This is a genomic window from Amycolatopsis sp. CA-161197 (assembly GCF_050942255.1).
Lineage (GTDB): Bacteria > Actinomycetota > Actinomycetes > Mycobacteriales > Pseudonocardiaceae > Amycolatopsis.
Window position 1 is genome coordinate 8,424,012 of the sequence record NZ_CP192059.1, and the last position, 26,714, is coordinate 8,450,725.

Consider the following 26,714-nt stretch of genomic DNA (forward strand, 5'->3'; position numbering starts at 1 on the left):
CCCTTCGTCAAGCGCTACATTCGTTACATGCCCATCCAGAACACCAGCGCCAAGGACCGGCTGCTCCTGGCAGCGGCCCAGCTCCTCGACGCGGCGGCCGGCGGACCGGTGTCGACCCGCGCGATCTGCGAGCGGGCCGGCGTGCAGGCGCCGACGCTGTACCACCACTTCGGCAGCAAACAGGGACTGCTCGACGCGGTGGTCAACTTCGGCTTCACCCAGTATGTGGAGAGCACCGACAAAAACCGCGCGGACGCCGATCCGGTCGAGCAGATCCGCGAGGGCTGGGACCGCCACGTGGATTACGGCCTCGCCCACCCCGCCTTCTACGTGCTGCTCTACGGCCAGATCGAGCCCGGTGTCCCCTGCACCCTCACCTCCAGCGCCGAGGCGATGCTGCTGGAGCTGCTCACGCGCGCCGCCCGCCAGGGCCGCCTGCGCGTGGCCCCCGCCGAGGCCGCGCGGCAGATCGCGGCCGCCAACTCCGGCGTCACGCTCAGCCTCATCGCCCAGCCCGAAGACGCCCGCGACCTGGTGATGTCCCACCAAGTCCGCGAAGCCCTGCTGACCAGGCTGATCACCGACGCGCCCGCCGACCCGGGGTCGAGTGTCGGTGTGCTTGCTCTCGCTCTCTCGACGGCGCTGGACGAGCAGAGCGACCAGCTGACGCCTGTCGAGCAGACCATGCTGCGTGAGTGGCTGGGCCGCCTGGCGTCCTGAGATCGCTATATTTGCTACAGTCCTCTACATAACAAACGTAGAGGAGGATCCGGCATGCCCGCAGCACTCGGCAGGTACGGCGCGTGGATGAGCCCCGCCACCGACGACGAGACCCGCAAGAAACTGGCCGTGGAAGCCGAAAAACTGGGCTACACCACGGTGTGGTTCGGCATCGGCGCGAGCTCCGTCGAGGACTTGGCCTATTTCGAGGAAGTCCTGGATGCCACCGACCGGATCACCGTCGCCACCGCGATCGTGAACATGTGGACCAACGACGCCGGCCGTATCGCCGAGTCCTACCACCGCCTCGCCGAACGCCACGGGGAGCGGTTCCTGCTCGGCGTCGGAGTCGGGCACCCCGAGTCGATCACGACGTACCAGAGCCCGCACCAGAAGATGATCACTTATCTCGACCGGCTCGACGCCGAGGGTGTGCCCGCCGAAGCCCGCGTGCTCGCGGCGTTGGGGGACCGTTCGCTCGAACTCGCCGCCACGCGCACGCGCGGCGCGCACCCGTACCTCGTCGTGCCCCAGCACACCGAGCACGCGCGGGCGATCCTCGGCCCGAACGCACTGCTGGCACCCGAGCACAAGGTCGTGGTCGACGACGACCCCGTGGCGGCGCGCGCGGTCGGGCGCCCGTTCGTGCACAAGCCCTACCTCGGCCTGCGCAACTACGTGAACAACCTGCGCCGCCTCGGCTACACCGACGCCGACGTGGCCGGCGAGGGCAGCGACCGCCTCATCGACGACCTCGTCCTCCACGGCACCCCCGCCGCCATCCACACCCGGCTGGCCGAACACCTCAACGCCGGCGCCGACCACGTCGGGGTCCACGTGCTGGGGCCGGACCCGTTGACCGGCTACCGGCGGCTCGCCGAAGTGCTCTTGTGAGTGAACTGCTGCACGGCCTCGTCGGCCTTGTCGAAGGCGGCGCGGGCGGCCGTGAGGTCGGCGGCGGCGCGGGCGGCGCGGTCTTCGGCGTCGGCCAGGCGGGCGCGTAGTTCGGACAGGCGGGCGTCGGCCTGTTCGGCGATGCGTTCGGTGCGGACGAGGGTGCGGGAGGCTTCGGCGCGTTCGCGGGTGGCGGCGGAGGCCTTGCGTTGCCATTCTTCGCGGGCGGCGCGTTCGCGTTCCTGCGTGGCGCGGTCCTTTTCGGACTTTTCGCGGGCGGCCTTTTCGTCGGCCTGTTTGCGGCGGGGGTTTTCCTTTGCCGGAGCGGGTTTTTTCGCGCGAGACGGAGACGGAGCCGGAACCAGCGCCGCAGCGGGCTTCTTCTTCGCCGAGGCCGACGAAGAAGCCGGCAACGACAGCCACTGGTCCGCATCCTGGTGCGCCACCGACGTCAGCCGTCCGGCGAGGACGAGCCGTGCGACGGCCGGGTCCGCCACGACCGTCTCCAGGGTCTCCTCGACCTCGCGCGAGACGGAGTCGCTCAGGTCCGGCGCGTCGCGCAGCACGGAGCGCACCAGTTCGGCCCGCCGTTGCGCCAGCTCGCGCAGCTGGTCGCCGGCGAGGCTTGCGTGGGCGGCGCGCAGCCGGTCGCCCAGGTCGGACAGCTCGGCAAGCGCCGGAGAGCCGTCGCGGGCCAAGCGGTTGACGAAGAAGGCGGCGGTCGTCGGCTTGCGCAGCGCCTGGATGCGGCGGGCGAGCGCGGCGTCGCCCTCGCTCTTGGCCGCCCGGGCCGCGGCGGTGCGGGACGCGACGAAGGACGCGGGCTCGCCCGCGTAGAGGTCATCGGCGACGGTGTCGAAATCCACCGCACCACGGAACCACACCGGTAGTCCGAACGCGACGCATCACGTACGGTGGACGCCTCGGCAAAGCCGAAAGCCGCAGGTCACGCGAGACAGGTCCAGGGACGGTGCCCATGACGCCATCGGGCAGGCTCGCGCTGGCGGCCAGCCCCCTGGTCGCCGGCGCACTGCAGGCGCTCCAGCGCGTGACCGGGCTGCCGGTCACGATGGGCGGGCCCGTGTCGGCGGGGTCGCGGACGCTCGTGATCGACCAGCTGCGCGGCACGGCCACGGGCTCGCTGCAGCACCTGCGCGTCGACACCGGCGCCGGGCTGGGCGGCAAGGCCGTCGCGCTCGGGCGGCCGTCGACGGTCATCGACTACCTCAACGCGCAGGGCATCACGCACAAGTACGACCGCGCCGTCGCGCCGGAGCAGCTGCGGGCGATGGTCGCGCTGCCGGTGCGCGTGGGCGCGTCGACACGCGCGGTGCTGTACGCGGCGACGCGCGACTCGATCACCTTCGGCGACCGGATCCTGCGCGCGGCGAGCGCCGTCGTCGCGCGGCTGGAGCTGGACATCGAGGTGGAGGAGGAAGTCCGGCGCCGTGTGGCGACGCCGCCGGCGGGCGAGCACCACGACCTGCACGCCGAGCTCCTCGCGATCGCCGGTTCGATGCACGACGACGAGGCCCGCGCGCGGCTGCTCGAAGTGTGCGAACGCCTGCGTCCGGCCGAAGCACCGCCGGGGATCACGCTGTCGCCGCGCGAGCTCGACGTGCTGCGGCTCGTGGCCGAAGGCTGCACCAACGACGAGATCTCCGAGCGGCTCGGGCTGCTGCCCAACACGGTCAAGTCGTACCTCAAGCACGCCATGCGCAAGCTCGACGTCAGCAACCGGATCCAGGCGGTGAACCGGGCCCGCGCGGCCGGCCTGCTCGGCTGAGCACCCTCTTTGTGGGGTGGCCGGGTGGTCACCGCGAAGGCATCATCGCCGCACGGGCAGCGCTGCCCGTTCGACGCGAAGGGATCGGCACGTGTTCTACGACCTCGCTGTCCGCGATTTCCTCGACCGCGCGGAAACGGTGTACCCGGACCGGATCGCGGTGGTGGACGAACCCGACCAGCCCGCGGCCTCGTGGGGCGCGATCACCTACCGCGAGCTGGCCCGCCGCGCCCGTGCGCAGGCCGCGAACCTCGACGCGCTCGGCGTGCCCGTCGGCGGCCGGGTCGCGATCGTCTCGCACAACTCGGCGCGGCTGCTCACGTCGTTCTTCGGGGTTTCCGGCTGGGGCCGCATCCTGGTGCCGGTGAACTTCCGCCTCGCGCCGGCGGAGGTGCGCTACATCGTGGAGCACTCGGGCGCCGACGTCGTGATGATCGACCCGGAGCTCAAACCGCTGCTGGACTCCGTCACCGCGAAGCACGTGTTCGTGCTCGGCGAGCACGACGAGCAGATCTTCGGCGGCGACGGCGAACCGCGGCCGTGGACACCCGACGAATCGGCCACCGCCACGCTCAACTACACCTCGGGCACCACGGCGCGGCCCAAGGGCGTGCAGCTGACCCACCGCAACCTCTGGCTCAACGCCACCACGTTCGCCTTGCACACCACGCTGAACGACAACGACGTGCTGCTGCACACCCTCCCGATGTTCCACGCCAACGGGTGGGGCATGCCCTACGGAGTCACCGGCCTCGGCGCGCGCCACATCGTGCTGCGCAAGGTCGACGGCACCGAGATCCTCCGCCGCGTCGAGGAACACGGCGTCACGATCATGTGCGCCGCGCCCGCCGTGGTCACCGCGGCGCTCGACGGCGCCGCGAAGTGGGACGGCGAGATCCCCGGCCGCGACCGCGTGCGGATCGTCGTGGCGGGCGCGCCGCCGCCCACCCGCACGATCGAACGCGTGCGCGCCGAGCTGGGCTGGGAGTTCATCCAGATCTACGGCCTCACCGAGACGTCGCCGCTGCTCACGGTCAACCGCTTCCGCTCCGAGTGGGCGGACCTCGACGCCCACGAGCAGGCCAAGCTCCTGGGCCGCGCGGGCGCGCCGGCGCTGGGCGTGCGCGTGTCGATCGACACCGACGGCGAGGTGCTCGTCCAGTCGAACATGAACCTCGACGGCTACTGGGAGAACCCGGACGAAACCGCCCGCGTGCAGGAGGGCAACTGGTTCCACACCGGCGACGGCGGCCGCTTCGAAGACGGTTACCTCTCCATCGCCGACCGCAAGAAGGACGTGATCATCACCGGCGGCGAGAACGTGTCGTCCATCGAGGTGGAAGACGCCCTGAACTCCCACCCGGCCGTGCGCGAGGCCGCCGTGATCGGCATCCCGGACACGAAGTGGGGCGAGCTCGTCACGGCCCTCGTCGTCACCGACGGCACCCCCGTGACCGCCGAGGACCTGATCACGCACTGCCGCGGGCACCTGGCCGGTTACAAATGCCCGAAGCGCGTGGACTTCCTCGACGAGCTCCCCCGCACCGCGACGGGCAAGATCCAGAAGTTCAAGCTGCGCAAGCCGTTCTGGGAAGGCCAGGACCGCCAGGTGAACTAGCCGCGGGGCTCGGCAGGACGGTAGACGAGCTGCACCACGCCGTTGCCGAACACCTTCGACCGTTCCAGCGCGAAGTCCAGGCGCGGGCCGTCGGCCGGGAACAGCCGGCGGCCGGCGCCGACGACGACGGGGTGTTGCAGCAGGACCAGCTCGTCGACGAGGCCGCGGGTGAGCAGCCAGCGCACGAGTGTCGCGCTGCCGCTGGTGAGGATGGTGCCGCCGGTGCCGGCTTTGAGGTCGCGGAGCGCGGGTTCGAGGTCGCGTGGCAGGAGCGTGCTGTGCTGCCAGCCCACGGCGGTGAGGGTGGTGGACGCGACGTATTTGCGGACGTTGTTCATGAACTCCGCGCCCGGGTCGTCCGTGCGGCCGGGCCACGCTTCGGCGAAGCCCTCGTAGGTCACGCGGCCCAGCAGCATCGCGTCGGCATCGGACAGGCCGGCACCGACGACGCGTTCGAGCTCGGGTGTCCAGTGCGACAGCGACCAGCGGTCCGGCGCCTCGACGACGCCGTCGAGTGACACGAACAACGTGGACACGATCTTGCGCATCGGAGGGCTCCTCGTTCGGGGAGCCCCACTATCCCGGAGACGGCCGGGGTCGCGCAGACGAACCGGACGATCAACCCACTTGCCGCACCAGGTCCAGCGCACGGCCGAGCGTCGACAACCGAGCGTCGAGCGAATCGCCTGACGGGTAGAGGCGGACCGTGTCGACGCCGGCGTCGCGCCAGACGCGCAGCCGGGCGCGGACCATGTCCTCGGTGCCGATGAGCGTGGTGCCCAGCACCATCTCGTCCGTCACCAGGGACGCGGCGCCGTCGCGGTCGCCGGACTGCCAGCGGTCGCGGACCTCTGCGGCGACGTCGGCCCAACCCTGGCGGCTGTAGGCGTCGTTGTAGAAGTTGGTGCTCGCGGAACCCATGCCGCCCAAGGAAAACGCGAGTTCCTTCTTCCGAGAGCCCACCATCGTGCGCAGCTCGTCCTCGTCGGAAGCGAACGCGACTTCCGCACCCTGGCACACGTCGAGGTCACCGCGCACGCGGCCGGACTTCGCGAGACCGGCATCGAGGTGGCTGAAGTACGCCGAAGCACCTTCGGGCACGAAGCTGGTGCCGAGCCAGCCGTCGGCGACTTCGCCGGTGAGCTCCAGCATCTTCGGCGACAGCGTCGCCAGGTAGATGGGGATGTCCTCGTTGGGCTTGGACGACAGCCGCATCGGCCGCGCCTCGCCCGGCAGTGGGATCTCGAAAGCCTTGCCGGAGAACGAAATCTTCTCCCCCGCGAACGCGCTGCGCACGATTTCCACCGTCTCGCGCATCCGCGTGAGCGGTTTCGCGAACGGCACGCCGTGCAGCCCCTCCATCACCTGCGGCCCGCTGGGGCCGAGGCCGAGGGAGAACCGGCCGCCGGACATGTCGGCGAGCGTCAGCGCCGCCTGCGCCACCGCGACGGGCGTGCGCACGCCGACCTGCATGATCCCGGAGCCGAGCTGCAGCCGCGAAGTGCGCCCGGCAAGGAAGCCGAGCACCGACGGCGCGTCGGAACCCCACGCTTCCGCGACCCAGCACACGTCGAGGCCGAGTTTTTCAGCCTCCAGCACGAACTCCAGCGTCTCCGCCCAGCCGCCGGAGCCTTCGATCGTGGTCGCGGTGCGCATCAGCGCGCCGCCTCGACGCGGTCCTTGATCGCCGCGACGGTGGCGATCATCGCGTTCTCGAACTCGCGCATGCGCACGAAAACGATCTTCTGCTCCTTGTCCGGCATGCGGTCGATGGCGAACGACAGGCCCGACCGCGCCGGCCCCATCTGCATCCACTGCGTGAGCTTCGTGCCGCCGTTCTCGGGTTCGAGCGTGAAGCGCCAGGTCGCCGTGGGCGTCTCCGGGTCCGCCACCGCCCACGCGAACACGCGTGGCTCCTCGTACTCGACGATGAACGACGTCGTCGACCACTCGCCGAGCGCGTCGTGCTTGCTGTAGCCGACGAAGGAGCCGCCGAGCTTCGGGCCGGTCGCCCCGCCGCACCACTCGACGCGCTGGAGCTCCGAGCTCATCTCGGGCATGCGCTGCACGTCGGACACGAACGGCCACACCGCCTCGGGAGTGCCGTCGATCCACGTGGCCGCCTCGGCCGTGGGCTTGTCCGCGTACCGCGCGCCGGTCCACTCCATCGTGGTGCGCCTCCTCAGCTTCGACCGTCAAGGTGCCTCTGACCACGATAGTTTCGTAGTGAGACCCTCATGTCAACGCGAGGGGCGCGTCAGCCCGCGGCTTCCTGCTTCGCGAAGCGCGCCTCGACGTCGGGCCGGTGCGCGATCTTCTCGGGGAAGCCGGGGCCGCGGCGCATCCGCGTTTCCTCGGCCGTGAGCGGCTCGCCGCAGTGCGCGCAGACGACCTCGGCGTGCGTGTCGTGGCCGCACTTCTCGTGGTGCGTCGTGATCGGCGGGCCGGCCTCACCGGCGAGCCAGCGGTCCCCCCACGCCGTCATCGCGATCAGGACCCCGAAGAAGTCCTTGCCCTTGTCGGTGAGCAGGTAGTCGTACCGCACCGGCTCGGTCTGGTAGGCCACCTTCTCCAGCAGGCCCTCGTCGACCAGCCGGCGCAGCCGGTCGGCGAGGGTGTTGCGCGCGATGCCGAGCGCCTGCTGGAACTCGTCGAAGCGCGTGACGCCGTAGAACGCGTCGCGCAGCACGAGCGGCGTCCACCAGTCCCCGAGCAGATCCATGGTCCGCGCGATGGAGCACGGCCACTGCGCGAAGGAAGTCCGTTTCATGGACGGGAGAGTACGCCGTCTCAGTCTGAAACTCAGCTGTTGGAAGCTGTGATCAGGCGATTTCCACGCGGTGGCCGACGGTCACGTCCACATGGGCGGGCACCTCGTCGTGCTCGTCGCCGACCGAGAGCGTGCCCGCGGGCTCCACCAGCAGCACGGCCGCGCCCTCCTTCGAAGACGGCTTGTGGAACGTCCCGCGCGGCACCACGAACACCTCGCCCCGGCCCAGCGTGACCACGCGCTCGCCGGCGGGTTCGCGCAGGCCGATCGCGATCTCGCCGTCGAGGACCAGGAAGAACTCGTCGGTGTTCTCGTGGACGTGCCACACGTGCTCGCCGGAGAAGCGGGCGAGGCGGACGTCGTAGTCGTTGATGTTCGCGACGATGCGCGGGCTCCACACGGCGTCGAAGCCGTCGAGCACGGTCTGCAGATCGATGGGCTGGTTCATGCGATCGATCGTCGTCCTGTCGCCCGGGCGCCGGGAGTGCTAGGAATAGCACATGTCGCAAGGATCCTCGCACCGTGTGGTGATGGTGGTGGACGACGGCTCGAACCCGTTCGAGATGGGCGTCGCGACGGAGCTGTTCGGTCTGCGCCGCCCGGAGCTCGGGCGGGAGTGGTACGAGTTCACGCTCGCCTCGGCGCACGAGCGCGTGGGCATGCACCTGGGGATGTTCACACTCTCGGGCGTCGCGGGGCTCGACGCGGTCGACGAGGCGGACACGGTGATCGTGCCGAACCGGCCGGACCCGCACGTGCCGGCGGACGCCGCGGTGCTGTCCGCGATCCGGCGGGCGCACGCGCGCGGGGCGCGGCTGATGAGCTTCTGCACGGGCGCGTTCACGCTGGCCGAGGCGGGCGTGCTCGACGGGCTGCGCGCGACGACGCACTGGCGCTGGGCGGCCGAGTTCACCGCGCGCTACCCCGACGTGCGGCTGGAGCCCGACGTCCTGTTCGTCGACGAAGGCACGGTTCTGACGGCGGCGGGCAGCGCGGCGGCGATGGACCTGGGCCTGTACGTGATCCAGCGCGACCACGGCGCCGAGATCGCCAACGCCGTCAGCCGGCGGCTCGTCTTCCCCGGCCACCGCGACGGCGGCCAGCAGCAGTTCGTGGAACGGCCGGTGCCCGTCGTGCCGGACGCCTCACTCGCGCCGGTGCTGGAGTGGGCCCGCGGAAACCTCGACCGGGCCCTGACCGTCGCGGACCTGGCCGCACACGCCGCGACCAGCCAGGCGACACTGCACCGACGATTCCGCGGCGAACTGGGCACGACACCCCTGGCCTGGCTGACGACGGAACGCGTGAGCCTCGCCTGCCGCCTGCTCGAACGCGGCGAACTGCGCCTCGACCGCGTCGCCACCGACTGCGGCTTCGGCACGGCGGCCAACCTGCGAGCCCAGCTGCGGCGCCACACGGGACTGAGCCCGTCGCAATACCGGCGGCGATTCGGGCCGGCGGCCTGACCCACTGGTTTCCGACTCGCGCAACGCGGCAGCGGCTCGGCCTGGCAGCCTCACCCCTGTGCCGGCTCGGCCCGCGGCGTGATCAGTGATCGCGCTCGCGCAGCGCGGCGGCGGGTCGAGCGGGCGGCCTCACCGCGGCGGCGGCTCGGCTGAGCGGCTGACCAGCAATTTCCAGCACACGAAACACGGCGGTGGTTCGAACCCGCGGCCTCGCGCAACCCGGCAACGGCAATGTCCATGGCCTGATCGGTTTTCGAGCTCGCGCGGCACGGTGGTGATTCGAGCGGGCGGCCGCATCCAACCCGGCAGCGGTTCGGACCCCCAACCCCACGCAGCTCGGGCCGACGGCCTGACCAGCCGGCTTCCAGCTCGCGCAACGCGGCAGCGGCTCGGCCCGCGCCCCGGTCAGTTGTCGAGTTCGCGCAGTGCGGCGGCGATCGCGTCGCGGTGGATGGGCGGGGGGTAGGTGGTGGGGTCGGCGGCGGTGAGGGCGTTGAGGCCTTCGACCAGGGCGATGAGGCGTTTCGCGGTGCGTTCGCGGCGGGGGTGGGCCCAGCGGGGGCGGCAGGCGCCCACGAGGCGCGTCACGCGCGTGACGAACGAGCGGTTGTGCGCGCGGTGGCGGTCGGCCAGTTCGGGGTCGGCCAGGGCGGCGGCGAGGAAGCCGACCCAGACGCGGGCCTCGTCGGCGGCTTCGTCGGTGAGGGTGGCGGCGTGGCAGAGGACGTCGCGCAGCACCGTGGTGGGTGGGCCGCCGGTGGCTTCGGTGGCGTCGGCGCGTTCGGCGGTGCGCTGGTGCAGCAGGTCGCGGGCGTGCAGGAGCAGGGCGCGCTTGGTCGGGAACGCGTGCATGACCAGGCCCGTGGTGCAGCCCGCGCGCTCGGCGACGGCGCGCACGGTGAGGCCGGGCAGCCCGTCGGCGGCCAGCACCTGCCACACCGCGCCGGAGAGCAGCTCGCGCTGGGCATCGACGTCACGCTGTCTTGGCACGCGGGCCTCCTTTCCGTAACATCGGTTACGGTAACACTTGTTCCGAAACCACGCGTGAAATTTTGGGGGTGCCGGTGATCGAGATCCTGCGTTCGGAGTGGGACGCGCCGGAGGCGGTGGCGCTGCGGGCGGCACAACGGGCCGAATTGGACACCCGGTACGCGACCAGCGACCACGAAGCCGGTCCGGCGCCCACCGCCGAAAGTATGGCCGTTTTTGTCATCGCGTGGTCCGACCGCACCGCGGTCGCCTGCGGTGGCCTGCGGTTCCTCGGGCCGGACGAGGCGGAGATCAAACGGATGTACGTGGTGCCGGCCTCGCGCGGCACCGGCGTGTCGACGGCGTTGTTGCGGGCGCTCGAAGAGGAAGCCGTGTCGCACGGCATCACGCGGCTGCTGCTGGAAACCGGTGTCCGCCAGCCGGACGCGATCCGTTTCTACCAGCGGGAAGGCTACGAACCGATCCCGGCGTTCGGCGCGTACGGCAGTGATCCACTGGCTCGGTGCTTCGCGCGATTACTCCATTCGGCGCAGTCGGCAAAAAACCGATCCGCACCTCCTGTTAAACCCCGGTGAAAATGTCCGATCGGCCAACTACGGATTTAGCGTGGATGGACAAGACCTCGCCGTCCCGACAGATTTGGCGCAGGCACTCACAAAAGGCGGCCGTCTTCGACTAGCTTGACGGAAGAGAGGGTCCGAAAGGCGATACGGGGAGCGACGATGGCGAAACACCGGCCACGCCGGAAGTCTGTGCGCGGCAAGGCGGCGGCCGCCCTCGCGGGTGGCGCGCTCGTGGTGCTGCCGACGATGGCCGCGTCGGGTCTGCCCACTCCGCTCGCCGCCGCCCCGGCTCCCACGGCCGAGGGCACCTCGCTGCCGCCGGTGGCCTCGCCCTGGCTCCCGCCGAACATCGTGCTTCCGCCGGTCGCCGTGGACGGCAGCCTGCCGCAGCCGCCGACCCCGATGCCGCTGACCGTGCCGGGCTTCCACGTGAGCACGGGTTCGGCCACGCCGTCCGGTCCACTGGGGATTCCGGGCAGCATGCTGAAGGCGTACCAGAACGCGGCCGACATCATGTCCCGCGAGCAGCCCGGCTGCCACCTCGACTGGCAGCTCATCGCGGCCATCGGGCGCATCGAGTCCAACCACGCGCGCGGGGGTTACGTCGACGCGCAGGGCAACACGCTCGAGCCGATCCTCGGCCCGGTGCTCGACGGTTCAGGCCCGTTCGCCGCCATCCGCGACACCGACGGCGGCAGGTACGACGGCAACGCGCTGTGGGACCGCGCCGTGGGTGCCACGCAGTTCATCCCGTCGACCTGGGCGGGCTACGCCTCAGACGGCAACGGCGACGGCGTGTCCAACCCGAACAACATCTACGACGAAACCCTCGCCACGGCGCGCTACCTGTGCTCCGGCGGCCTGGACCTCTCCAGCGACGCGATGCAGCGCGTGGCCGTGCGGCGCTACAACAACTCACAGTCCTATGTGGACACGGTCATGGCCTACGCGGCCGCCTACCGCGGCGGCGTCTCGCCACTGCCGGACAGCCAGGTCCCCATCGGCGCACCCCCCGGCCCGGACGCCATCGCGGCCGCCGCCGGCAGCCCCCTCGGCGACCCGGCCCCGCCGCCGCCCCCGGTGGTCATCCCGCCGGGCTCCCCCTCGCAGCTCCCGCCGTCCACGACGCCGGGCTCCCCCACGACGACTCCGCCGGCCACCAGCACCACGTCGCCGTCGGACTCCAGCCAGACACCACCGGCCAACAGCTCCACCCCGCCGTCTTCGGACAGCTCCACCCCGCCTCCCGGCAGCTCGACACCTCCGGCCGACTCGACCCCACCGTCCAGCTCGACGACGACCACCACCACGCCGTCGCCCTCGTCCTCGGACTCGTCCGCCTCGACGGGCTCGGACACCACCACCACGCCGCCCCCGGACACGACGAGCACCACGCCGACCAGCTGACTCTCGTCGCCTGAGCGCCGGGGCCAAGCTCCGGCGCTCACGAGCCAGGACAGCGCAGACAACCCGGAGCCGCGTCGCGTGAAGCGGCCTCGCGACGCCGACCCTTCGCCGGGCAGGTCCTCATGCCCGAGATACGCGAGCAATCCGGCGCGCGGTGGCCTTCCGACACCCGCAACAGCTCACGCCCCTGCTCAATGGCTGAACGCACCCAGCCGACCTGCGCACCGCTACACCTCGGTGAAGGGGCCGTTCGCCCGGCCAAGTCCTCACGCGCCACGAAGCGCGGGCGACTCGGCACCACGTGGTGGTCTCCCAGCGCCGCAGCAACTCACCACACCAGCGCGGTGGCTGAGCGCACCCAGCCGGCCAGCGCGCAGCTCGCACCGTTGTGCCCCGGCGAAGCGACCGTTCGCCGCGCGAGTCCTCACGCGTCAAGAAATGCGGGTAACCCTGCCCCGCGCGCTAGCCTCCCAATACCGCAGCAGCACACCGCACCAGCGCAGTGGCTGAGGGCACCCAGCCGGCCGGCGCGCAGCTCACCGCCGCACCTCGGCGAGCCGACCGGTCGCCGCGTGGGTCAGGAAGCGTGGGCCTCGTCGTAGGCGTCGCGGGCGTCCGTGACGGCCGGGAGCCGGCGTTCGACCCAGCGGGCCAGGCTGCGGACCTGTTCGGCGGCCTCGTGGCCCATCGGGGTGAGGGAGTAGTCGACGCGGGGTGGGATGACGGGCTTGGCGTCGCGGTTGAGGAAGCCGTCGCGTTCGAGGGTTTGGAGGGTCTGGGCGAGCATTTTTTCACTCACGCCGCCGATTTCGCGGCGGAGCTCGCTGAAGCGGTACGAGCGTTCGAGAAGGGCGCCGAGCACGAGGATGCCCCAGCGGCTCGTCACGTGTTCCAGCACGATGCGCGACGGGCAGGTCGCGCGGTTGACGTTGGGCGCCTCGGGCAGTGCTTCGGTCATGTCACCCTCCTGGTTACTCGAACACCAGTACCTTACTCTGAAGTGGGTACTTTCCGTGAGAGAGTAACGGTCCTACGGTGAGCGTTGGAAGTTCCACCGACCCGAAGGAAGAACATGAGCATCGTCATCACCGGCGCCACCGGGCTGCTGGGCCGGCAGGTCGTCGCCGACCTCCTCGCGGCCGGTGTGCCCGCGGGTGAGATCACGGCCGTGGCGCGCAGCGCGGAGAAGGCGGCCGACCTGGGTGTGCGGGTGCACGTCGGCGACTACGACCGGCCCGAGACGCTGGCCGGGGCGTTCGGCGCCGGGGACCGCGTGCTGCTGGTGTCCGGCACGGAGCTGGGCAAGCGCGTCGGCCAGCACGCCGCCGTCATCGAGGCCGCGAAGGCCGCCGACGTCGCGCAGATCGCGTACACGGGTGTCTTCGGCGGCCCGGACGCCGACTTCACCCTCGCCGACGACCACCGCGCGACCGAGCAGCGCATCCTCGACTCGGGGCTGCCGTACACGTTCCTGCGCAACAACTGGTACTCCGAGATGGCGGTCCCCGACGTCGCCGGCTCGCTCGCCCGTGGCGCCGTCGCGAACAGCGTCCCCGCCGACGGGCGCATCGCCACCGCGGCGCGCGAGGACTACGCCGGGGCCGCCGCCGCGGTCCTGAGCACCGACGGCCACCTCGGCGCCGCCTACGAGCTCAGCGGCGACACCGCGTGGAGCTACGGCGAGTTCGCCGCAGAGCTCGCGCGGCTCGGCGGCCGCCCGGTGGTCCATACCACCGTCCCCGGTGGGGAGTTCGAAGCGATCCTCACCGGCGCCGGCGTGCCGGCGTTCCTGGCGACGATCCTGGTCGACGTCGACGCCGCCATCACCCGCGGCCGCCTCGCCGGCACCCCGGGCGACCTGGCGAAGCTCCTGGGCCGCCCGACGACACCGATCACCGAGACGATCGCGAAGCTCCTCGGCTGAGTACCGTTCGGTTCGGCGGCGATCCCGGCGCCGCACAGACGGGCGATCGGATGCCGGGCACCGGGAGTTCCCGGCATCCGCGCCCGTACCAAGCCCGGCCACGCAGCTCTCGGACCCGATCAACCGGGCTAAGCTGCACGCGGCCCGAGCCCGAGGAGCGAACGTGTCCTGGAACCCCCAAGCGCTGCCCGATCTGTCCGGTCGCACCTATGCCGTGACAGGCGGGAACGCGGGGATCGGCTACTTCATCTCCGAACAGCTCGCCGGCGCCGGCGCGCACGTCGTGATCCTCGGCCGCACCCCGGCGCGGCTGGCAACGGCGGCCGAGGCGATCAAGAACCACCACGCCCACGCCGAAATCAGCACGATCCGCCTGGATCTGGCCGACCTGGAGTCCGTCGCGGAGGCCGCCGAGGAACTCAACCGGCTGGGCCGCGTGGACGGGCTGATCGAGAACGCCGGCTCCACCTCCCCCGGCCGCAAACGCCGGACGACGCGACAGGGCTTCGAACTCGCGGTCGGCACCAACCACCTCGGCCACTTCGCCCTCACCGCGCTCGCGATGCCGGTGCTCACGGCGTCCGGCGCCCGCGTCGTCCCGATGGGCAGCCTGATCACCCGGCTGCAGCCGTTCGACCTCGACGACCTGCAGACCGAACGCAAGTACTCCGAGTTCCGCGCCTACGCCCAGTCCAAGCACGCCGTGCAGTCCTTCGGCTTCGAACTCGACCGCCGGCTGCGCGCCGCCGGTTCGAAGGTCTCCTGCGTGCCGGCCCACCCCGGCTTCAGCCTCGGCAGCGCCAGCCCGCGCCGCGACGGCATCACCGACCCGAAGCCCCTGATGCGCCTGTTCGCCCCCATCACCCAGGGCAAGGACCGCGGCGCCTGGCCCGCCGTCCGCGCCGCCGTCGACCCGCAAGCCACCGGCGGCCAGTTCTACGGCCCCTCCCGCGGCGGCGTCGGCCGCCCCGTGCCGAAGACGGCCGTCAAGGTCGACCGGGACCCCGAACGCGCGGCCAAACTGTGGACGTGGTCGGAAAAACTGACGGGCACGACCTTCGACGTCGGCTGATCAACGGGGCCGCTCAAGCCTCGGCACCGACATCCAACCACCTGGCGCAGCATTGCGAACGGTCTCGGATCGCAGGCCTGACCGGTCCGGCGGCGCGCAGGCGCATCACCGTTGGCTCAGCAACAAAGGGTCGGGCCGGAGAAACCCCAGCTCCGGCTGATCAACGCGGCGGTTCGAGCCCCGAGTCCAGTGCGTCCATCGCCTGGTTCAGCAGCGCCACCAGGTCCGGGTCGCTCCCCGGGTACCAGCACTTGAACGCCGCCCGGTTCGCCGCGAACGCCGTCTCCACCGTGAGCCGCACGTAGAGGTCGTCGGCGGGCAGGCCCGTGCGCGAGGCGATGGACTCGAGGGCGGCTTGCTCGACGAGCTTGTTGACGTGCGCCAGCCGGCCCCACAGCTCCGGGTATTCGCGCAGCATCAGAGCCCGCTCGCCGAAGGTGGGGTCGGCGGAGGCCTCGGTGAAGCGTTCCGTGAAGACCGCGCGCAGGGTCGTGAGTGGACGTTCCGAGGCGGGCCGCGCGGCAACGCCCGAGCGGACACCGTCGGGGGTGAGCGCCAGGGAGAAGACCGCGGCTTCCTTGCTGTCGAAGTAGTTGAAGAACGTGCGCGCCGAGACGCCGGCCTTGGTGCAGATCTGGTCGACGGTCACCTCGTGCGGCCCGCGCGAGCGGTACAGCGCGACGGCCGCCGCGCGGATCGCCTGGCGTGTTGCTTCCTTCTTGCGCTCGCGGAGTCCCGCCTCTGTCATCTTTCTTACACTACTGCACTTTTGCAGTACTGCAAGATAACGTACTGGCCATGGCGGAAGAACTGGCCAAACCCTCGATCACCCGCACCCTCGCCGAGAACCTTTGGTTCCCTGTTGTCCTTTTTCTCGGTTTTGCCGTGGTCTACCTGGCCGCCTTCCACCGGCCACAGCCGCACGAGGTGCCGGTGGCCGTCGCCGGCCCACCCGCCGCGACTCGGGTCCAAAGCCAGCTCGACAAGATGAGTCCCGGCGGGTTCCACGTCGTCGCGGTCCCGGACGCGCAGGCGGCCCGCCGAGCCGTGCTCGACCGCGCCACGAGCGGGGCCTTCGCGCCGGACCCACAGCACCCCGTGCTCTACGTCGCCAAAGCCAACGGCTTCACCCTCCAGTCCCTGCTGATCCAGACCTTCACCCCGCTGACCGGCGGAAAGCTCACCGTCGTCGACCTCGCCCCCACCGTGGCCGGCGACCCGCTGGGCAACGGGCTGTTCTACCTGCTGATCGCGTGGGGCCTGCCGAGCTACTTCGTCGTCATGATGCTGCTGCGGGCGGTCGGGCTCAGCCGTCGCGCACGGATGGCGACGTTCGTCGGCTGGGCCGCGTTCCTGTCGGTGGCGGGTTTCCTCATCGCCCGCGCCATGGACGTGATCCCGGGCGACCCGGTCGCGATTCCGCTCGCGTTCCTGTCGAGCCTCGTGGTTTCCCTGGTCTCCCAAGGACTTGTGCCGATCTTCAAGCAGTTCTTCCCCGGCGTCGCGGTCACGCTGTTCGTCATCCTGAGTTCGGCGTCCAGCGGCGGCATCATCCCGCCGCAGATGCAGCCCGCGCTGTACCGCGCGCTGCACCCGATCCTGCCGATGGGCAATCTCAACGACGCACTGCGCGGCGTCTTCTACTTCCACGGCGCCGGCGTCGCCGGGCACGTCCTGGTGCTGTGCGCCTGGCTCGCGCTCGGCATCGCCCTGAACGTGGGCCACGCGCTGTGGGTGCGGCGAAAGACCAGGCAGGAAACCGAGCCACCTGTGGAGGATCCCGTGCTCGAGATGCCGCGGCCCACGGCCCTCCCGACGCATGGCCACCGCTTCGGTGAGCTCGTGCCCATGCTGATCGGCACCGTCCGCGCCACCACCGGCGAACGCGTCGGCGGCGCGATCCTCACCGTCACCGACGGAAAAGGCCGCCAGCTCGTGCGGACCACCGCCGACGACGAGGGTGCCTTCGCCGTCGGCGGGCTGCCGGAGCAGTTCGTGGACCTCGTGGTGACCGCGCCCGGCCGCCAGCCCACCGCACGCCGGACCTTCTTCCGAGAGGGCGTCTTCCGCCGCGAAGACTTCGTGCTCGCCCCGGAGCCGACGCTTACGCCGTCCAGCCACCGTCCACGGTGAGTGTCGAGCCGGTCGTGTACGAAGAAGTGTCTGACGCCAGATACACCGCCGCACCACCGAGTTCCGGCGGCGAGGCCACGCGGTTCTGCGGGATGTTCGCCAGGATCCGCTCGCCCCACTTGCTCGTGACGAGTCCCTCCGACAGATCGGTGTGGAAGTAGCCCGGCGCCAGCACGTTCACCCGGACACCCTTCGGCGCCCACTCCACGGCGAGCACGCGCGACAACGCCTCGACTCCACCTTTGCTCGCGGCATACGCGGCGATGCGGTCGAACCCGGTGCGCGCGTGCACCGACGACACCGTGATGATCGACCCCCCGCCCTGCGTGAGCATCTGCCGTCCGGCCGCGCGGGCGCAGTAGTAGGTGCCCGACAGGTTCACGTCGAGCACGTGCGCCCAGTCGTCGTCGCTGCCCTGCTCGCTGCGCCGGAACGTCGGGCTGATCCCGGCCGCGGTCACGCAGACGTCCAACCGCCCGTGGCCGGAGACGATCCGCGAGACCGCACTGTCCGCAAAGGACGGATCCGACACCGAACCCGGCAGCACCAGCGCGCCACCGACCTCCGCCGCCAGCGACGTCAGGTCGTCCTCGGTCCGCGACGTCACGGCCAGCGTCGCCCCGGCCGCGGCCAACGCCACCGCGATGGCCCGGCCCAGCCCCTTGCCCGCGCCCGTGACCCAGGCGACCTTGCCCGTCAGGTCGAACTCGTTCATCCGCGCAGATCCCTCTTCAGCACCTTGCCCGACGGCGTCCGCGGCAGCTCGTCGAGGAACACCAGCTCCGCCGGCACCTTGAACTTCGCCAGCCGCTCGCGGCAGAACGCCACCAAGGCGGCCGAGTCCCGGACCGCACCCGGGCGCAGCACGACGAACGCCTGCGGCACCTCACCCCACCGCGGGTGGCCCATGCCGACCACCGCGGCCTCGACGACGTCCGGGTGCTCGTACAGCACCCGCTCCACCTCGGGCGTCGCGATGTTCTCGCCGCCGGACACGATCATGTCCTTCTTGCGGTCCTCGACGTACAGGTAGCCGTCCTCGTCGAGCCGCCCGACGTCGCCCGTGTGGAACCAGCCGTGGCGGAACGCCTTGGCCGTCGCAGCCTCGTCGCGCCAGTACCCGATGCTCACCTTGGGCCCGCGCAACGCGATCTCCCCCATCGAGCCGGTGGGCAGCGGCGCACCGGCCTCGTCCACGATCCGGACCTCCAGGTGCACCACCGGCCGCCCGACCGAACCGACCTTGGCCAGCATGTGCTCGGGGTCGTTGAAGGTGTCGCCCGACACGGTCTCGGTGAGGCCGTACGCGTCGGAGAACCACGCTTTCGGGAACGCGGCGAGGATCTTCTCCACCAGCGGCACCGGCATCTTCTCCCCGCCGCCGATGATGAACCGGATCGACGACGTGTCACGTTCCAGAATGTCGGGCAGCTGCAGAATCGCGTTCATCATCGACGGCGCCAGCCAGATGTTGGTCGGGCGCTCGCGTTCTATCGTGTCCACGACCTCGGCCGCGTCGAACTTCCGCAGCACGATCAGCGAACCTCCCGCGTGCAGCGTGCCGACGCCGGGCAGGTCGAACCCGCCGACGTGGTAGAGCGGCCCGCACACCAGCGTCACGTCGTCGGCGGTGATGCCGAACTCGACGAGGTGGCCGAGGTTCTTCCACGCCAGGTTCCCGTGCGTGATCTGCACGCCCTTGGGGCGCGAGGTCGTGCCGGACGTGTACATCAGCCGCTGCAGGTCGTCGGCGCCGACCGACGCCGGCGTCACCGTGCGGCCGAGGTGCGAACCCACGAGATCGTCGTACGACGTCCAGCCTGAAGCACTGCCACCCAGCAGCAGCCGCTGTTTCAGGCCGGGCAACGGCAGAGTGTCCACAGCAGACTGGAACTCCGGCTCCGTCAGCAGCGCCACCGCACCAGAGTGCTCCAGGATGTAGCGCCACTCCTCGGGCGAGAGCCGGTAGTTGAGCGGGAGGAACGCCGCCCCGATCCGGTTCACCGCGAACACCGCCTCCAGGAACTCGAGGTGGTTGTAGAGCAGCAGCCCGACGATGTCCCCGCGGCCGATGCCCAGCTCCGTGAGGCCGGCCGCCAGCGCGTCGACCCGGGTGAGCAGCTCGCGGTTGGTCAAGGACCGCGAACCCTGGCTGAGCACCACTTTGTCCGGGTAGCGGCCGGTGTTGTGGTCGAGGATCGTGGCGAAGTTCGACATCAGCGCTCCTGTGCGTGGAAGCTGTGCAGCTCGCCCCCGGCCGATCCCCAGTGGATGGTGCTGATCATGCCGCCGTCGGCGACCAGGTCGGTGCCCGTGACGTAGTCGGCGCCCGGCCCGGCCAGGAACGCCACCACGCGCGCGATGTCGTCCGGCTCGCCGATGCGGCCCAGCGGCGTGTTGGCCACCGTGGCCGCGCGGATGTTCTCGTTGCCCAGCGTGTCCCGGTTCAGTCCGCTGTGGACGACGCCGGGGCTCACGGAGTTGATGCGGATCCCGTCCGCGGCCAGCTCGGCGGCCAGCTGTTTCGTCAATGCCAGCACGCCGCCTTTCGCCGCCGTGTAGGACGAAAAGCCGTAGCCCGTGTGCCCGGCGATCGACGCGATCTGCACGATCGAGCCGCCGCCCCCCGCGGCCATCGCCGGGATCACCTGCTTGAGCAGGATGAAGTACCCGGTGAGGTTCACGTCGAGCACCCGCCGCCACTCGCCCACGGTGGACTCCAGCAGCTTCTTGCGGATGATGATCCCCGCCGCGTTCACCAGCACCTTCGGCGGGCCGAACCCGTCGACGGCCTGGCGCACCGCGTCGGCCACGGCCTCCTCGTCGGTGACGTCGACCGCGAACGCGGCCACAGGAACGGAGAGTTCCTTGGCCGTGCGCTCGGCCGCCGTGCCGTCGGAGTCGAGCAGCACGAGCGCGCGGCCGTCCTCGGCCAGGCGCAGCGCGCAGGCGCGGCCGATCCCGGAGCCCGCCCCGGTGACGACCGCGCAGCCTGTCTTGTCCACAGTGGACCTCCTTCCGCGGGGCGTCAGCCCATCGCGTAACCCCCGTTGACGTCGACCACCGCACCCGTCATGTAGCTCGCCGCCGGCGAAGCCAGGAAGGCCGCGACGCGCGCGATCTCCTCGGGCCGGGCGAGCCGGCCGAGCGGGTTGTAGTCGTCGGAATACCCCTTGCCCACGATCATGTCCGTGTCCACCACGCCCGGCGCCACGGCGTTGGCGACGATCCCGTTGCGGGCCTCGGTTTTCGCGAGCCACTTCACCACCGCGTGGACGGCGCCCTTGCTGGCCACGTAGTGCGGGCCGGCGAGCACGCCGCCGACCTTGCCCGCCACGGACCCGATGCAGACGACCCGCGCGTCGTGGCCCCGCAGGAACGGCAGCGCGCCGCCGATGCACCACAGCGTGCCCTTGACGTTCACGCCGAGCACCGCGTCCACTTCGGACTCCGGCAGCTCGTCGAGGCGCATCGTCTCGCCGTAGATGGCCGCGCACGTCACCAGCGCGTCGAGCCGTTGGCCCGGCCCCGCCGCCTCGGCCATGGCCGAGGCGGCGGCGGTGCGGTCGGTGACGTCGACCACCAAGCCGGCGGCGGAACCGCCGGCCTCGGTGATCTCGGCGACGGTCGCGGCAGGATCGCGGGCGTCGAGCACCGTGACGTGGGCCCCGGCGAGCGCGAGCTCGACCGCGATCCGGCTGCCGATCCCGCGCGCCGCGCCGGTCACGACCGCGCGCGCCCCGGCCAGGGAAGCCGGGCCGCGCGGGTCGAGTACTCCGTGGCTCACGCGGACTTCTGCTCGTGCGCCGCCAGTTCCTCCATCAGCACGGGGACCCCGAGGGTGCAGGTGTGGATCCCGAGCACGCTCGTGAGCTCCAGCACCTCCATGATCTCCTCCTTGGTGGCCCCGTAGCCCAGCGCGTTGCGGATGTGCTGACGCAGCCCGGGCTCGTAGAGGTGCGTGGTGGAGGCGTCGATCGCGGTGTAGATCAGCTCCTTGACCTTCGGCTCCAGCACCCCCTTGCGCCACGGCACGGCCGAGAAGTTCAGGTACGCCTCGAAGAAGTCCGGGTCGAGGCTCAGCAGCCCTTCCCAGAACGTGTTCCAGTACCCGCGCTCGGCGAGGAAGGTCTCCCTGAGCTTGTTCTGCCGGTCGACGTCCGTCCCGTTCTCGGACAACGGTCCTCCCTACTTCGCGGCCAGCTCGGCGCGGCGCTTGGCGGTGGCTTCCAGGTCGATCTTCAGGTTCTCCGGGTCGCCGTGCGGGTCACCGGAGATCACCACGCCGTAGTCGCGGTACGCGCCCTCGATGGTCACGTACTCGTCGCGCACGTCGCGGCACACGCGCTCGGGGTCGCGCTGAAGCGGCGAACCCCAGCCGCCACCGCCGTTGGTGAGGTAGCGGAACACCGCGTTGGGCTTGGTGTGCCACACCGGCGTGCTGGCGAAGTAGAAGTACTCGCCGTTCGGATCCACGGTCTTGGTCTTCGGGTCGAGCATCCCGGCGACCGGCGTGGCACCCGCGTAGACCTCGGGCTCGGTGCCGATGAGGTCCTTGTCCTTGGTGACGTTCTTGTAGTCCGGGTGGAACACCCAGGTCGCGCCGAGCGCGCCGGCCTCACCGCCGTAGACGCCGACCCCGCTCGCGGTCTTGGTGTGCAGCGGGCTCGACCAGTGTTCCGCGTCCGTCAGGTACAGCGTGTCCTTGAGCACCGCCGCGCCACCGCGGTTGTCGCCCGCGCCGCCGCTGTCGGGCGCGTACTCCTTGCGCAGCACCACGGCCGGCAGCTCGGACTCGATGGCTTCCGTGGCCGGGTCCAGGTTGTTGGCCTGGTAGACCACGGAGTAGCTGTCCGCGTCGCCCGCTTCGGTCGCACCCCACGGCCCGTGCTCGCCGCCGCACTGCGCGGTGGTGACCCACGGCGTGCCGTCGGCGAGCACACCGTTGGCGTTGTGGATGTTCAGCGAGCCGTAGTCGCCGCCGACGGCCTTGCGCCCCAGCGCCTTCTCCAGTGCGCGGAACACCGCGAGCAGCACCGGTCCGGTGCTTTCCCAGTACAGGAACACCGCACCGTCGGGCGGGGTGGCGCTGATGAACGTGCCCGCCGGCAGCACGATGTCGATCGGCCGGTACGCGCCCGAGGTGAACGGCGTGGCCGGGTCGATGAGGAACTTCAGCGCGACGCCGACGGCGGTCTTCGTGTCGAGGATGCCGGCGTTGATCGACGTGCGCGCCTGCGGTGAGGTGCCCGAGAAGTCGAGTTCCATCCGGTCGGCGGCCTTGGTGATCTTCAGCCGGATCTTGTACTCGACGCTGTCGTCGACGCCGTCGCAGTCGATGCCTTCCTCGGCCTCGTACACGCCGTCGGGCAGCTCGGCGAGCGCGCTGCTCATGGACTCGGCCGACACGTCGGTGGAGTAGCGGATCGCGCCGAGGTACGCGTCGACACCGTAGCGCTCCACGCTCTCGTTGATCAGCTTCTCGCCCAGCAGCAGGTTCTGGTAGATCGTCTTGATGTCGGGCAGCAGCAGCGCGCAGTAGCGGGCGTTGTCGAAGATCAGGTTGAAGGCCGACTTCACCGGCTTGTCGTTGCGGTACAGCTGCATCGGCGCGATCACGAGGCCGTTCTCGTACACGTTGCGCTTCGTGCCGGAGAAGCCCGCCGGGATCACGCCGCCCATGTCGAGCTGGTGCGCGCGCAGCGTGACGAGCGAGATCAGCTTGCCCTCGTGGAAGACCGGGCGGATGAAACAGATGTCGTTGACGTGGTTGCCCGCGCGGTACGGGTCGTTGCAGATGATCACGTCACCCGGCTCGAGGTTCTCCGGGCCGTACTCCTCGATGGTGTTGCGCACCGCCTCGGACATGGTGCCGAGGAACATCGCGAGGCTGTTGCTCACCGAGGACATCGGGTAGTTCTGCTCCGGCGGGCCGGAGATCGTCGCCGCGAAGTCGTACCAGTCGCGCAGGATGAGCGAGAACGCGTTGTTGAGCAGGCCGGTGCACATGTGCTGCACGATGTAGCGCATGCGGCTCGACAGGACCGACGCGGTGAAGCGGTCGGAGCCGTACAGCTCGGCGAACTGAGCGTCGTCGAGGTCCTTCAGAGAGGTCATGGTTCACGCCTTCCGGATGCGCAGCTCGCCGTAGGTCCCGACGGTCGCGACCTGACCCGGGACGAGGAACGTGGTGGACAGCGGTTCGCGGACGACCGCGGGGCCGGGAACCTGGTCGCCGACCCGCAGGTCGGCGCGCTGGTACTCACCGGCGTCGAGGACGTCTTCGGTGAGGTAGCGGATCTTCAGCGTGCGCGTGGGCTGCAGGGTCTCGCCCGCGGCGCGCTCCGGGATCTTCGGGTACTCGACCTTGTCGGCCTTCGCGACGGCCTGGACGCGGTAGGTCACGCCCTGCACGGGCAGCGCCTCGAACTTGTTGCCCGAGCGCTCGGCGTAGGCCTCGTGGAAGTTCGCGACCATCGTGGCGACGGCCTCCGCGTCGATCGTGCCGGCGGGCACCCCGATGAACGGCGTCTCCCACGTCTGGCCGGCGAGCCGGCCGTCGAAGCTGCGGACGAATTCGACGTTGTCGCGGTCCTTCTCCTGCAAGCGTTCGCGCAGCCGCTCTTCCATGGAGTGGTAGACCTTGTCGACCTGCTCGGCCGCCTCCGACGTGAGCAGCGTGTACGCGCTGCGGCTGTCGGCGTAGACGAGGTCGGAGCTGACGAGGCCCAGTGCGGAGAACAGGCCCGGGTGCGGCGGCACGATGACCTCGGCCGCGTGCACGAGGTCGAGCACGGCGGGCAGCAGCATCGGGCCGGCCGCGCCGTAGGCCACCAGGCTGTAGTCGCGGGGGTCGACACCGTGCTGGATGGCGATGTTCACGACGCCCTCGGCGATGTTGTTCACGCCGATGTTGAACGCGTAGCTCACGCGCTGCTCGAACGACAGCTTCGAGTCGAGCGCCTCGAACGCCTGCCGGGACAGGTCCGGGTCGAGCTTCATGCGGCCGCCGGCGAACCCGTCGGGGTCGATGATGCCCATCAGCAGGCAGGTGTCGGTGGTCGTCGGCTGCTGCCCGCCGAGGCCGTAACACGCCGGGCCGGGGTCGGCGCCCGCGCTGCCGGGGCCGACCTTCAGCTCACCGGCCGGGTTGATCGTGACGAGGCTGCCGCCGCCGGCACCGATGCTGGAGACCTCGTTGGACAGTGCGTTCACGATCAGGTCGTGTTCGAGTTCGAACGTCGTGTTCACGAACGGCTTGCCGTCGCTGACCATGCTGATGTCGCATGAGGTGCCGCCGACGTCCGCGCACAGCAGGTTCCCGGCGCCGATCAGGCCGCCGAAGTGGGCGCTGGACACGGTTCCCGCCGCGGGACCGGCGAACACGATCCGGAACGGGTGCTCCATCGCGACGTCGGAACGCACGAGCTGCGCGGCGCAGTCGGCGAAGTTGAGGTCGCCGGTGAAGCCGAGGTCGCGCAGGCCGGCGTCGAGGCGCTTGGTGTAGGCGTCGTAGGTCAGGCGCATGAAGACGTCGATGACCGTGGTCGACGCGCGCGCGAACTCCTTGGCGAGCGGGGAGACCTCGCTGGAGATCGACACCGGGATGTCGCCGAGCTCCTCGTGCACGAGCTGGCGCAGGCGCTCTTCGTGATGGTTGTTCACGTATGCGTTGATGAGGCAGATCGCCACGCCTTCGACGCCGCACTTGCGCAGCACGGCCAGCTCTTCGCGGGCGTTGTCCTCGTCGAGCTGGATCAGGATGCCGCCGTCGGCGGTGAGCCGCTCGCGGATGCCCCGCCGGAGGTACCGGGGCACGAGCGGCCGGTTCGCGTCGCCGTAGGAGCGGCGCCACGCGGGGTTCGTCAGGCCTTCGACCGGACGCCAGGTGCGGCCGATGTCGAGGATGTCCCGGTGTCCCAGCGTGGTCAGGAAAGCGATCTTCGGCAGCCGCCGCGTGATGATCGCGTTGAGGCCGTGGGTGCTGGCGTGGTTGAAGACCTCGGACGCGCTCACGCCGACCTCTTCGGCACCGCGCAGCACACCGCGTTCGGTGGTGCGCACGTCCGTGGCGACCTTGACGGTCTTGATCTCGCCATCGGCGATCGCCACCACGTCCGTGAACGTGCCGCCGACGTCTACTCCGATCATGGAACTACCCGCCTTTCGGTGATTCGTGGTCAGTTGACGTCGAGGCCGTCGGAGGTGAGGACGATGGGGCCGAGCAGCGGGCCGGTTTCGCGGCTCACCGATTCGAGCGTTTTCTGGTGCTTGACGACGGTGAACCAACCGCCTTCCGAGAGCACCGGGTAGCGGCGGAAGTCCGCTGCGGTGGAACCGGGGAAATCGCGCTCGAGGTTCACGCCGAGCGCCTGCAGATCGGCGTCGGTGACCTCTTCGCGAGTTACCGAAAGTCCTTCGGGGACGGATGATTCGACTGCGTCCATGGGCCATCACTCCGGTGTGTTGTGCCGCTGCCGAGTTTCGTGTACCAATCGGTCTAAGAAACCGTGATGGGAAGCACTGTAGGACCCTGATCGCGGCCTGACAAGCCCGGACCGGGTGAGGTGAGGAGCTTCAGTGATGACGGAACGGCTACACGTCGAAATCACCGGCAGGGTCGCGACGGTCCGCCTGGACCACCCGCCCCTCAACGCCTTCGACACCGGGATGCGCCACGCGCTGGCCGACACCGCGGCGCGCCTGGCGGACTCCGACGAGGTGCACGCGGTGGTGCTCTACGGCGGCGAGAAGGTGTTCGCGGCCGGAGCGGACATCAAGCAGCTGGCGGGGTTCTCGTTCGAAGAGGTGCTCGGCTGGAACCGCGCACTGCAGAAGGCGTTCACGCGGTTCGCCGAACTCCCGATGCCGGTCGTCGCGGCCGTCAACGGCTACGCACTCGGCGGCGGCATGGAGCTCGCGCTGACGGCCGACTACCGCGTGGCTTCGGAAACCGCGGTGCTCGGCCAGCCCGAGGTGCTGCTCGGCATCATCCCGGGTTCCGGCGGCACGCAACGGCTGGCGCGCCTCATCGGTCCGTCCCGGGCGAAGGAGCTGCTGATGAGCGGACGGCGCGTGGCGGCTCCGGAAGCACTCTCCCTCGGGCTCGTGGATCGGATCGCGCCGGATCCGCTCGCCGCGGCTCTGGAGTACGCGCAGGTTCTCGCGGCCGGGCCCCGGTTCGCGATCCAGGCGGTGAAGGAGGCCGTGGACCACGGGCTGGATTCCCCGATCGCCGCGGGCCTGGCCCTGGAACGCTCGCTCATCGCCGGCCTGTTCGCCACGCGCGACCGCGACACCGGCATGGCGTCGTTCCTGCGCGACGGACCGGGCAAGGCCACGTTCGACCGTGACGCCTAGAGTGGTGTGTC

The 26,714-nt window shown here is 70.5% G+C and carries 28 protein-coding genes; 11 read left to right on the top strand and 17 right to left on the bottom strand.

The window, feature by feature from the left end:
* Nucleotides 1-27: 27 nt before the first annotated feature.
* Entirely contained in the window at nucleotides 28-720 is a 693-nt protein-coding gene (locus ACQPXB_RS39720) for a TetR/AcrR family transcriptional regulator (RefSeq protein ID WP_432846892.1), read from the top strand.
* Between the two features lie 54 nt (nucleotides 721-774).
* Nucleotides 775-1,614 carry an LLM class F420-dependent oxidoreductase gene (locus ACQPXB_RS39725; protein ID WP_432846894.1) on the top strand — a complete coding sequence of 280 codons (840 nt, stop codon included), beginning with the start codon at nucleotides 775-777 and terminating at the stop codon, nucleotides 1,612-1,614.
* Here ACQPXB_RS39725 and ACQPXB_RS39730 read toward each other — a convergent pair.
* Entirely contained in the window at nucleotides 1,584-2,480 is an 897-nt protein-coding gene (locus tag ACQPXB_RS39730) for a hypothetical protein (RefSeq protein ID WP_432846896.1), read from the bottom strand. The two genes, ACQPXB_RS39725 and ACQPXB_RS39730, sit on opposite strands and share 31 nt — an antisense overlap.
* Before the next feature lie 110 nt (nucleotides 2,481-2,590).
* Here ACQPXB_RS39730 and ACQPXB_RS39735 point away from each other — a divergent pair, with 110 nt between their 5' ends.
* Together ACQPXB_RS39735 and ACQPXB_RS39740 are read left to right on the top strand one after the other, a co-directional pair.
* Nucleotides 2,591-3,400, top strand: a complete 810-nt coding sequence (locus tag ACQPXB_RS39735; protein ID WP_432846897.1) for a response regulator transcription factor — start codon at nucleotides 2,591-2,593, stop codon at nucleotides 3,398-3,400.
* Between the two features lie 91 nt (nucleotides 3,401-3,491).
* Entirely contained in the window at nucleotides 3,492-5,018 is a 1,527-nt protein-coding gene (locus tag ACQPXB_RS39740; RefSeq protein WP_432846898.1) for an AMP-binding protein, read from the top strand.
* On the opposite strand, the gene ACQPXB_RS39745 is transcribed toward ACQPXB_RS39740, so the two are convergent.
* The 5 genes from ACQPXB_RS39745 to ACQPXB_RS39765 form a co-directional block, all read right to left on the bottom strand.
* Entirely contained in the window at nucleotides 5,015-5,566 is a 552-nt protein-coding gene (locus tag ACQPXB_RS39745) for a dihydrofolate reductase family protein (protein WP_366583011.1), read from the bottom strand. The two genes, ACQPXB_RS39740 and ACQPXB_RS39745, sit on opposite strands and share 4 nt — an antisense overlap.
* 70 nt (nucleotides 5,567-5,636) lie before the next feature.
* On the bottom strand, nucleotides 5,637-6,674 hold the full coding sequence (locus ACQPXB_RS39750; protein ID WP_386947054.1) for an LLM class flavin-dependent oxidoreductase: 1,038 nt from the start codon (nucleotides 6,672-6,674) through the stop codon (nucleotides 5,637-5,639).
* Complete coding sequence (locus tag ACQPXB_RS39755; RefSeq protein ID WP_366583009.1) at nucleotides 6,674-7,186, bottom strand: SRPBCC family protein; 513 nt, start codon at nucleotides 7,184-7,186, stop codon at nucleotides 6,674-6,676. The genes ACQPXB_RS39750 and ACQPXB_RS39755 overlap by 1 nt, the downstream gene beginning before the upstream one ends.
* Before the next feature lie 89 nt (nucleotides 7,187-7,275).
* A complete protein-coding gene (locus ACQPXB_RS39760) occupies nucleotides 7,276-7,788 on the bottom strand; it encodes a winged helix-turn-helix transcriptional regulator (RefSeq protein WP_386947052.1) in 513 nt (170 codons plus the stop codon).
* Between the two features lie 52 nt (nucleotides 7,789-7,840).
* Complete coding sequence (locus ACQPXB_RS39765) at nucleotides 7,841-8,236, bottom strand: cupin domain-containing protein (protein ID WP_366583007.1); 396 nt, start codon at nucleotides 8,234-8,236, stop codon at nucleotides 7,841-7,843.
* Nucleotides 8,237-8,288: 52 nt separating this feature from the next.
* On the opposite strand from ACQPXB_RS39765, the gene ACQPXB_RS39770 reads away from it, so the two are divergent.
* On the top strand, nucleotides 8,289-9,254 hold the full coding sequence (locus tag ACQPXB_RS39770; protein WP_432846902.1) for a helix-turn-helix domain-containing protein: 966 nt from the start codon (nucleotides 8,289-8,291) through the stop codon (nucleotides 9,252-9,254).
* Nucleotides 9,255-9,659: 405 nt separating this feature from the next.
* Here the strand turns inward: ACQPXB_RS39770 and ACQPXB_RS39775 are convergent, their stop codons facing one another.
* Nucleotides 9,660-10,244: a TetR/AcrR family transcriptional regulator gene (locus ACQPXB_RS39775; protein WP_432846904.1), complete on the bottom strand. Its 585-nt coding sequence runs from the start codon at nucleotides 10,242-10,244 to the stop codon at nucleotides 9,660-9,662.
* Between the two features lie 68 nt (nucleotides 10,245-10,312).
* Here ACQPXB_RS39775 and ACQPXB_RS39780 point away from each other — a divergent pair, with 68 nt between their 5' ends.
* Complete coding sequence (locus tag ACQPXB_RS39780; protein WP_432846906.1) at nucleotides 10,313-10,819, top strand: GNAT family N-acetyltransferase; 507 nt, start codon at nucleotides 10,313-10,315, stop codon at nucleotides 10,817-10,819.
* 147 nt (nucleotides 10,820-10,966) lie between these two features.
* A complete protein-coding gene (locus tag ACQPXB_RS39785) occupies nucleotides 10,967-12,214 on the top strand; it encodes a lytic transglycosylase domain-containing protein (protein WP_432846908.1) in 1,248 nt (415 codons plus the stop codon).
* Between the two features lie 577 nt (nucleotides 12,215-12,791).
* Here ACQPXB_RS39785 and ACQPXB_RS39790 read toward each other — a convergent pair.
* Nucleotides 12,792-13,172: a winged helix-turn-helix transcriptional regulator gene (locus ACQPXB_RS39790; protein ID WP_386947046.1), complete on the bottom strand. Its 381-nt coding sequence runs from the start codon at nucleotides 13,170-13,172 to the stop codon at nucleotides 12,792-12,794.
* A 114-nt stretch (nucleotides 13,173-13,286) separates the two neighbouring features.
* On the opposite strand from ACQPXB_RS39790, the gene ACQPXB_RS39795 reads away from it, so the two are divergent.
* Nucleotides 13,287-14,138, top strand: coding sequence for an NAD(P)H-binding protein (locus ACQPXB_RS39795; RefSeq protein WP_366583001.1), 852 nt, complete (start codon nucleotides 13,287-13,289; stop codon nucleotides 14,136-14,138).
* 163 nt (nucleotides 14,139-14,301) lie between these two features.
* A complete protein-coding gene (locus ACQPXB_RS39800) occupies nucleotides 14,302-15,210 on the top strand; it encodes an SDR family NAD(P)-dependent oxidoreductase (RefSeq protein WP_432846911.1) in 909 nt (302 codons plus the stop codon).
* Nucleotides 15,211-15,370: 160 nt separating this feature from the next.
* On the opposite strand, the gene ACQPXB_RS39805 is transcribed toward ACQPXB_RS39800, so the two are convergent.
* Entirely contained in the window at nucleotides 15,371-15,958 is a 588-nt protein-coding gene (locus ACQPXB_RS39805; RefSeq protein WP_386947041.1) for a TetR family transcriptional regulator, read from the bottom strand.
* 50 nt (nucleotides 15,959-16,008) lie between these two features.
* Here ACQPXB_RS39805 and ACQPXB_RS39810 point away from each other — a divergent pair, with 50 nt between their 5' ends.
* On the top strand, nucleotides 16,009-17,343 hold the full coding sequence (locus tag ACQPXB_RS39810) for a carboxypeptidase regulatory-like domain-containing protein (RefSeq protein WP_432846913.1): 1,335 nt from the start codon (nucleotides 16,009-16,011) through the stop codon (nucleotides 17,341-17,343).
* Here the strand turns inward: ACQPXB_RS39810 and ACQPXB_RS39815 are convergent.
* Genes ACQPXB_RS39815 through ACQPXB_RS39850 form a run of 8 tightly spaced genes read right to left on the bottom strand, consistent with a single transcriptional unit; the run spans nucleotide 17,315 to nucleotide 25,790 of the window.
* Nucleotides 17,315-18,058 (bottom strand): SDR family NAD(P)-dependent oxidoreductase, encoded by a 744-nt coding sequence (locus ACQPXB_RS39815; protein ID WP_432846915.1) that lies wholly within the window; start codon nucleotides 18,056-18,058, stop codon nucleotides 17,315-17,317. The two genes, ACQPXB_RS39810 and ACQPXB_RS39815, sit on opposite strands and share 29 nt — an antisense overlap.
* Nucleotides 18,055-19,560 (bottom strand): acyl-CoA synthetase, encoded by a 1,506-nt coding sequence (locus ACQPXB_RS39820; RefSeq protein ID WP_432846917.1) that lies wholly within the window; start codon nucleotides 19,558-19,560, stop codon nucleotides 18,055-18,057. The genes ACQPXB_RS39815 and ACQPXB_RS39820 overlap by 4 nt, the downstream gene beginning before the upstream one ends.
* Entirely contained in the window at nucleotides 19,560-20,348 is a 789-nt protein-coding gene (locus ACQPXB_RS39825; RefSeq protein WP_432846919.1) for an SDR family NAD(P)-dependent oxidoreductase, read from the bottom strand. Before ACQPXB_RS39825 ends, ACQPXB_RS39820 begins: the two co-directional genes overlap by 1 nt.
* A gap of 23 nt (nucleotides 20,349-20,371) precedes the next feature.
* Nucleotides 20,372-21,130, bottom strand: a complete 759-nt coding sequence (locus ACQPXB_RS39830) for an SDR family NAD(P)-dependent oxidoreductase (RefSeq protein WP_432846921.1) — start codon at nucleotides 21,128-21,130, stop codon at nucleotides 20,372-20,374.
* Nucleotides 21,127-21,522: a carboxymuconolactone decarboxylase family protein gene (locus tag ACQPXB_RS39835; RefSeq protein ID WP_220243675.1), complete on the bottom strand. Its 396-nt coding sequence runs from the start codon at nucleotides 21,520-21,522 to the stop codon at nucleotides 21,127-21,129. The genes ACQPXB_RS39830 and ACQPXB_RS39835 overlap by 4 nt, the downstream gene beginning before the upstream one ends.
* Before the next feature lie 9 nt (nucleotides 21,523-21,531).
* Nucleotides 21,532-23,460, bottom strand: coding sequence for a hydantoinase B/oxoprolinase family protein (locus tag ACQPXB_RS39840; RefSeq protein WP_366588301.1), 1,929 nt, complete (start codon nucleotides 23,458-23,460; stop codon nucleotides 21,532-21,534).
* 3 nt (nucleotides 23,461-23,463) lie between these two features.
* Nucleotides 23,464-25,494 carry a hydantoinase/oxoprolinase family protein gene (locus tag ACQPXB_RS39845; RefSeq protein WP_366588299.1) on the bottom strand — a complete coding sequence of 677 codons (2,031 nt, stop codon included), beginning with the start codon at nucleotides 25,492-25,494 and terminating at the stop codon, nucleotides 23,464-23,466.
* Nucleotides 25,495-25,523: 29 nt separating this feature from the next.
* Nucleotides 25,524-25,790 carry a hypothetical protein gene (locus ACQPXB_RS39850; RefSeq protein WP_366588297.1) on the bottom strand — a complete coding sequence of 89 codons (267 nt, stop codon included), beginning with the start codon at nucleotides 25,788-25,790 and terminating at the stop codon, nucleotides 25,524-25,526.
* A 136-nt stretch (nucleotides 25,791-25,926) separates the two neighbouring features.
* Between ACQPXB_RS39850 and ACQPXB_RS39855 the strand changes: the two genes are divergently transcribed.
* On the top strand, nucleotides 25,927-26,703 hold the full coding sequence (locus tag ACQPXB_RS39855; RefSeq protein WP_432846924.1) for an enoyl-CoA hydratase/isomerase family protein: 777 nt from the start codon (nucleotides 25,927-25,929) through the stop codon (nucleotides 26,701-26,703).
* Nucleotides 26,704-26,714 lie beyond the last annotated feature (11 nt).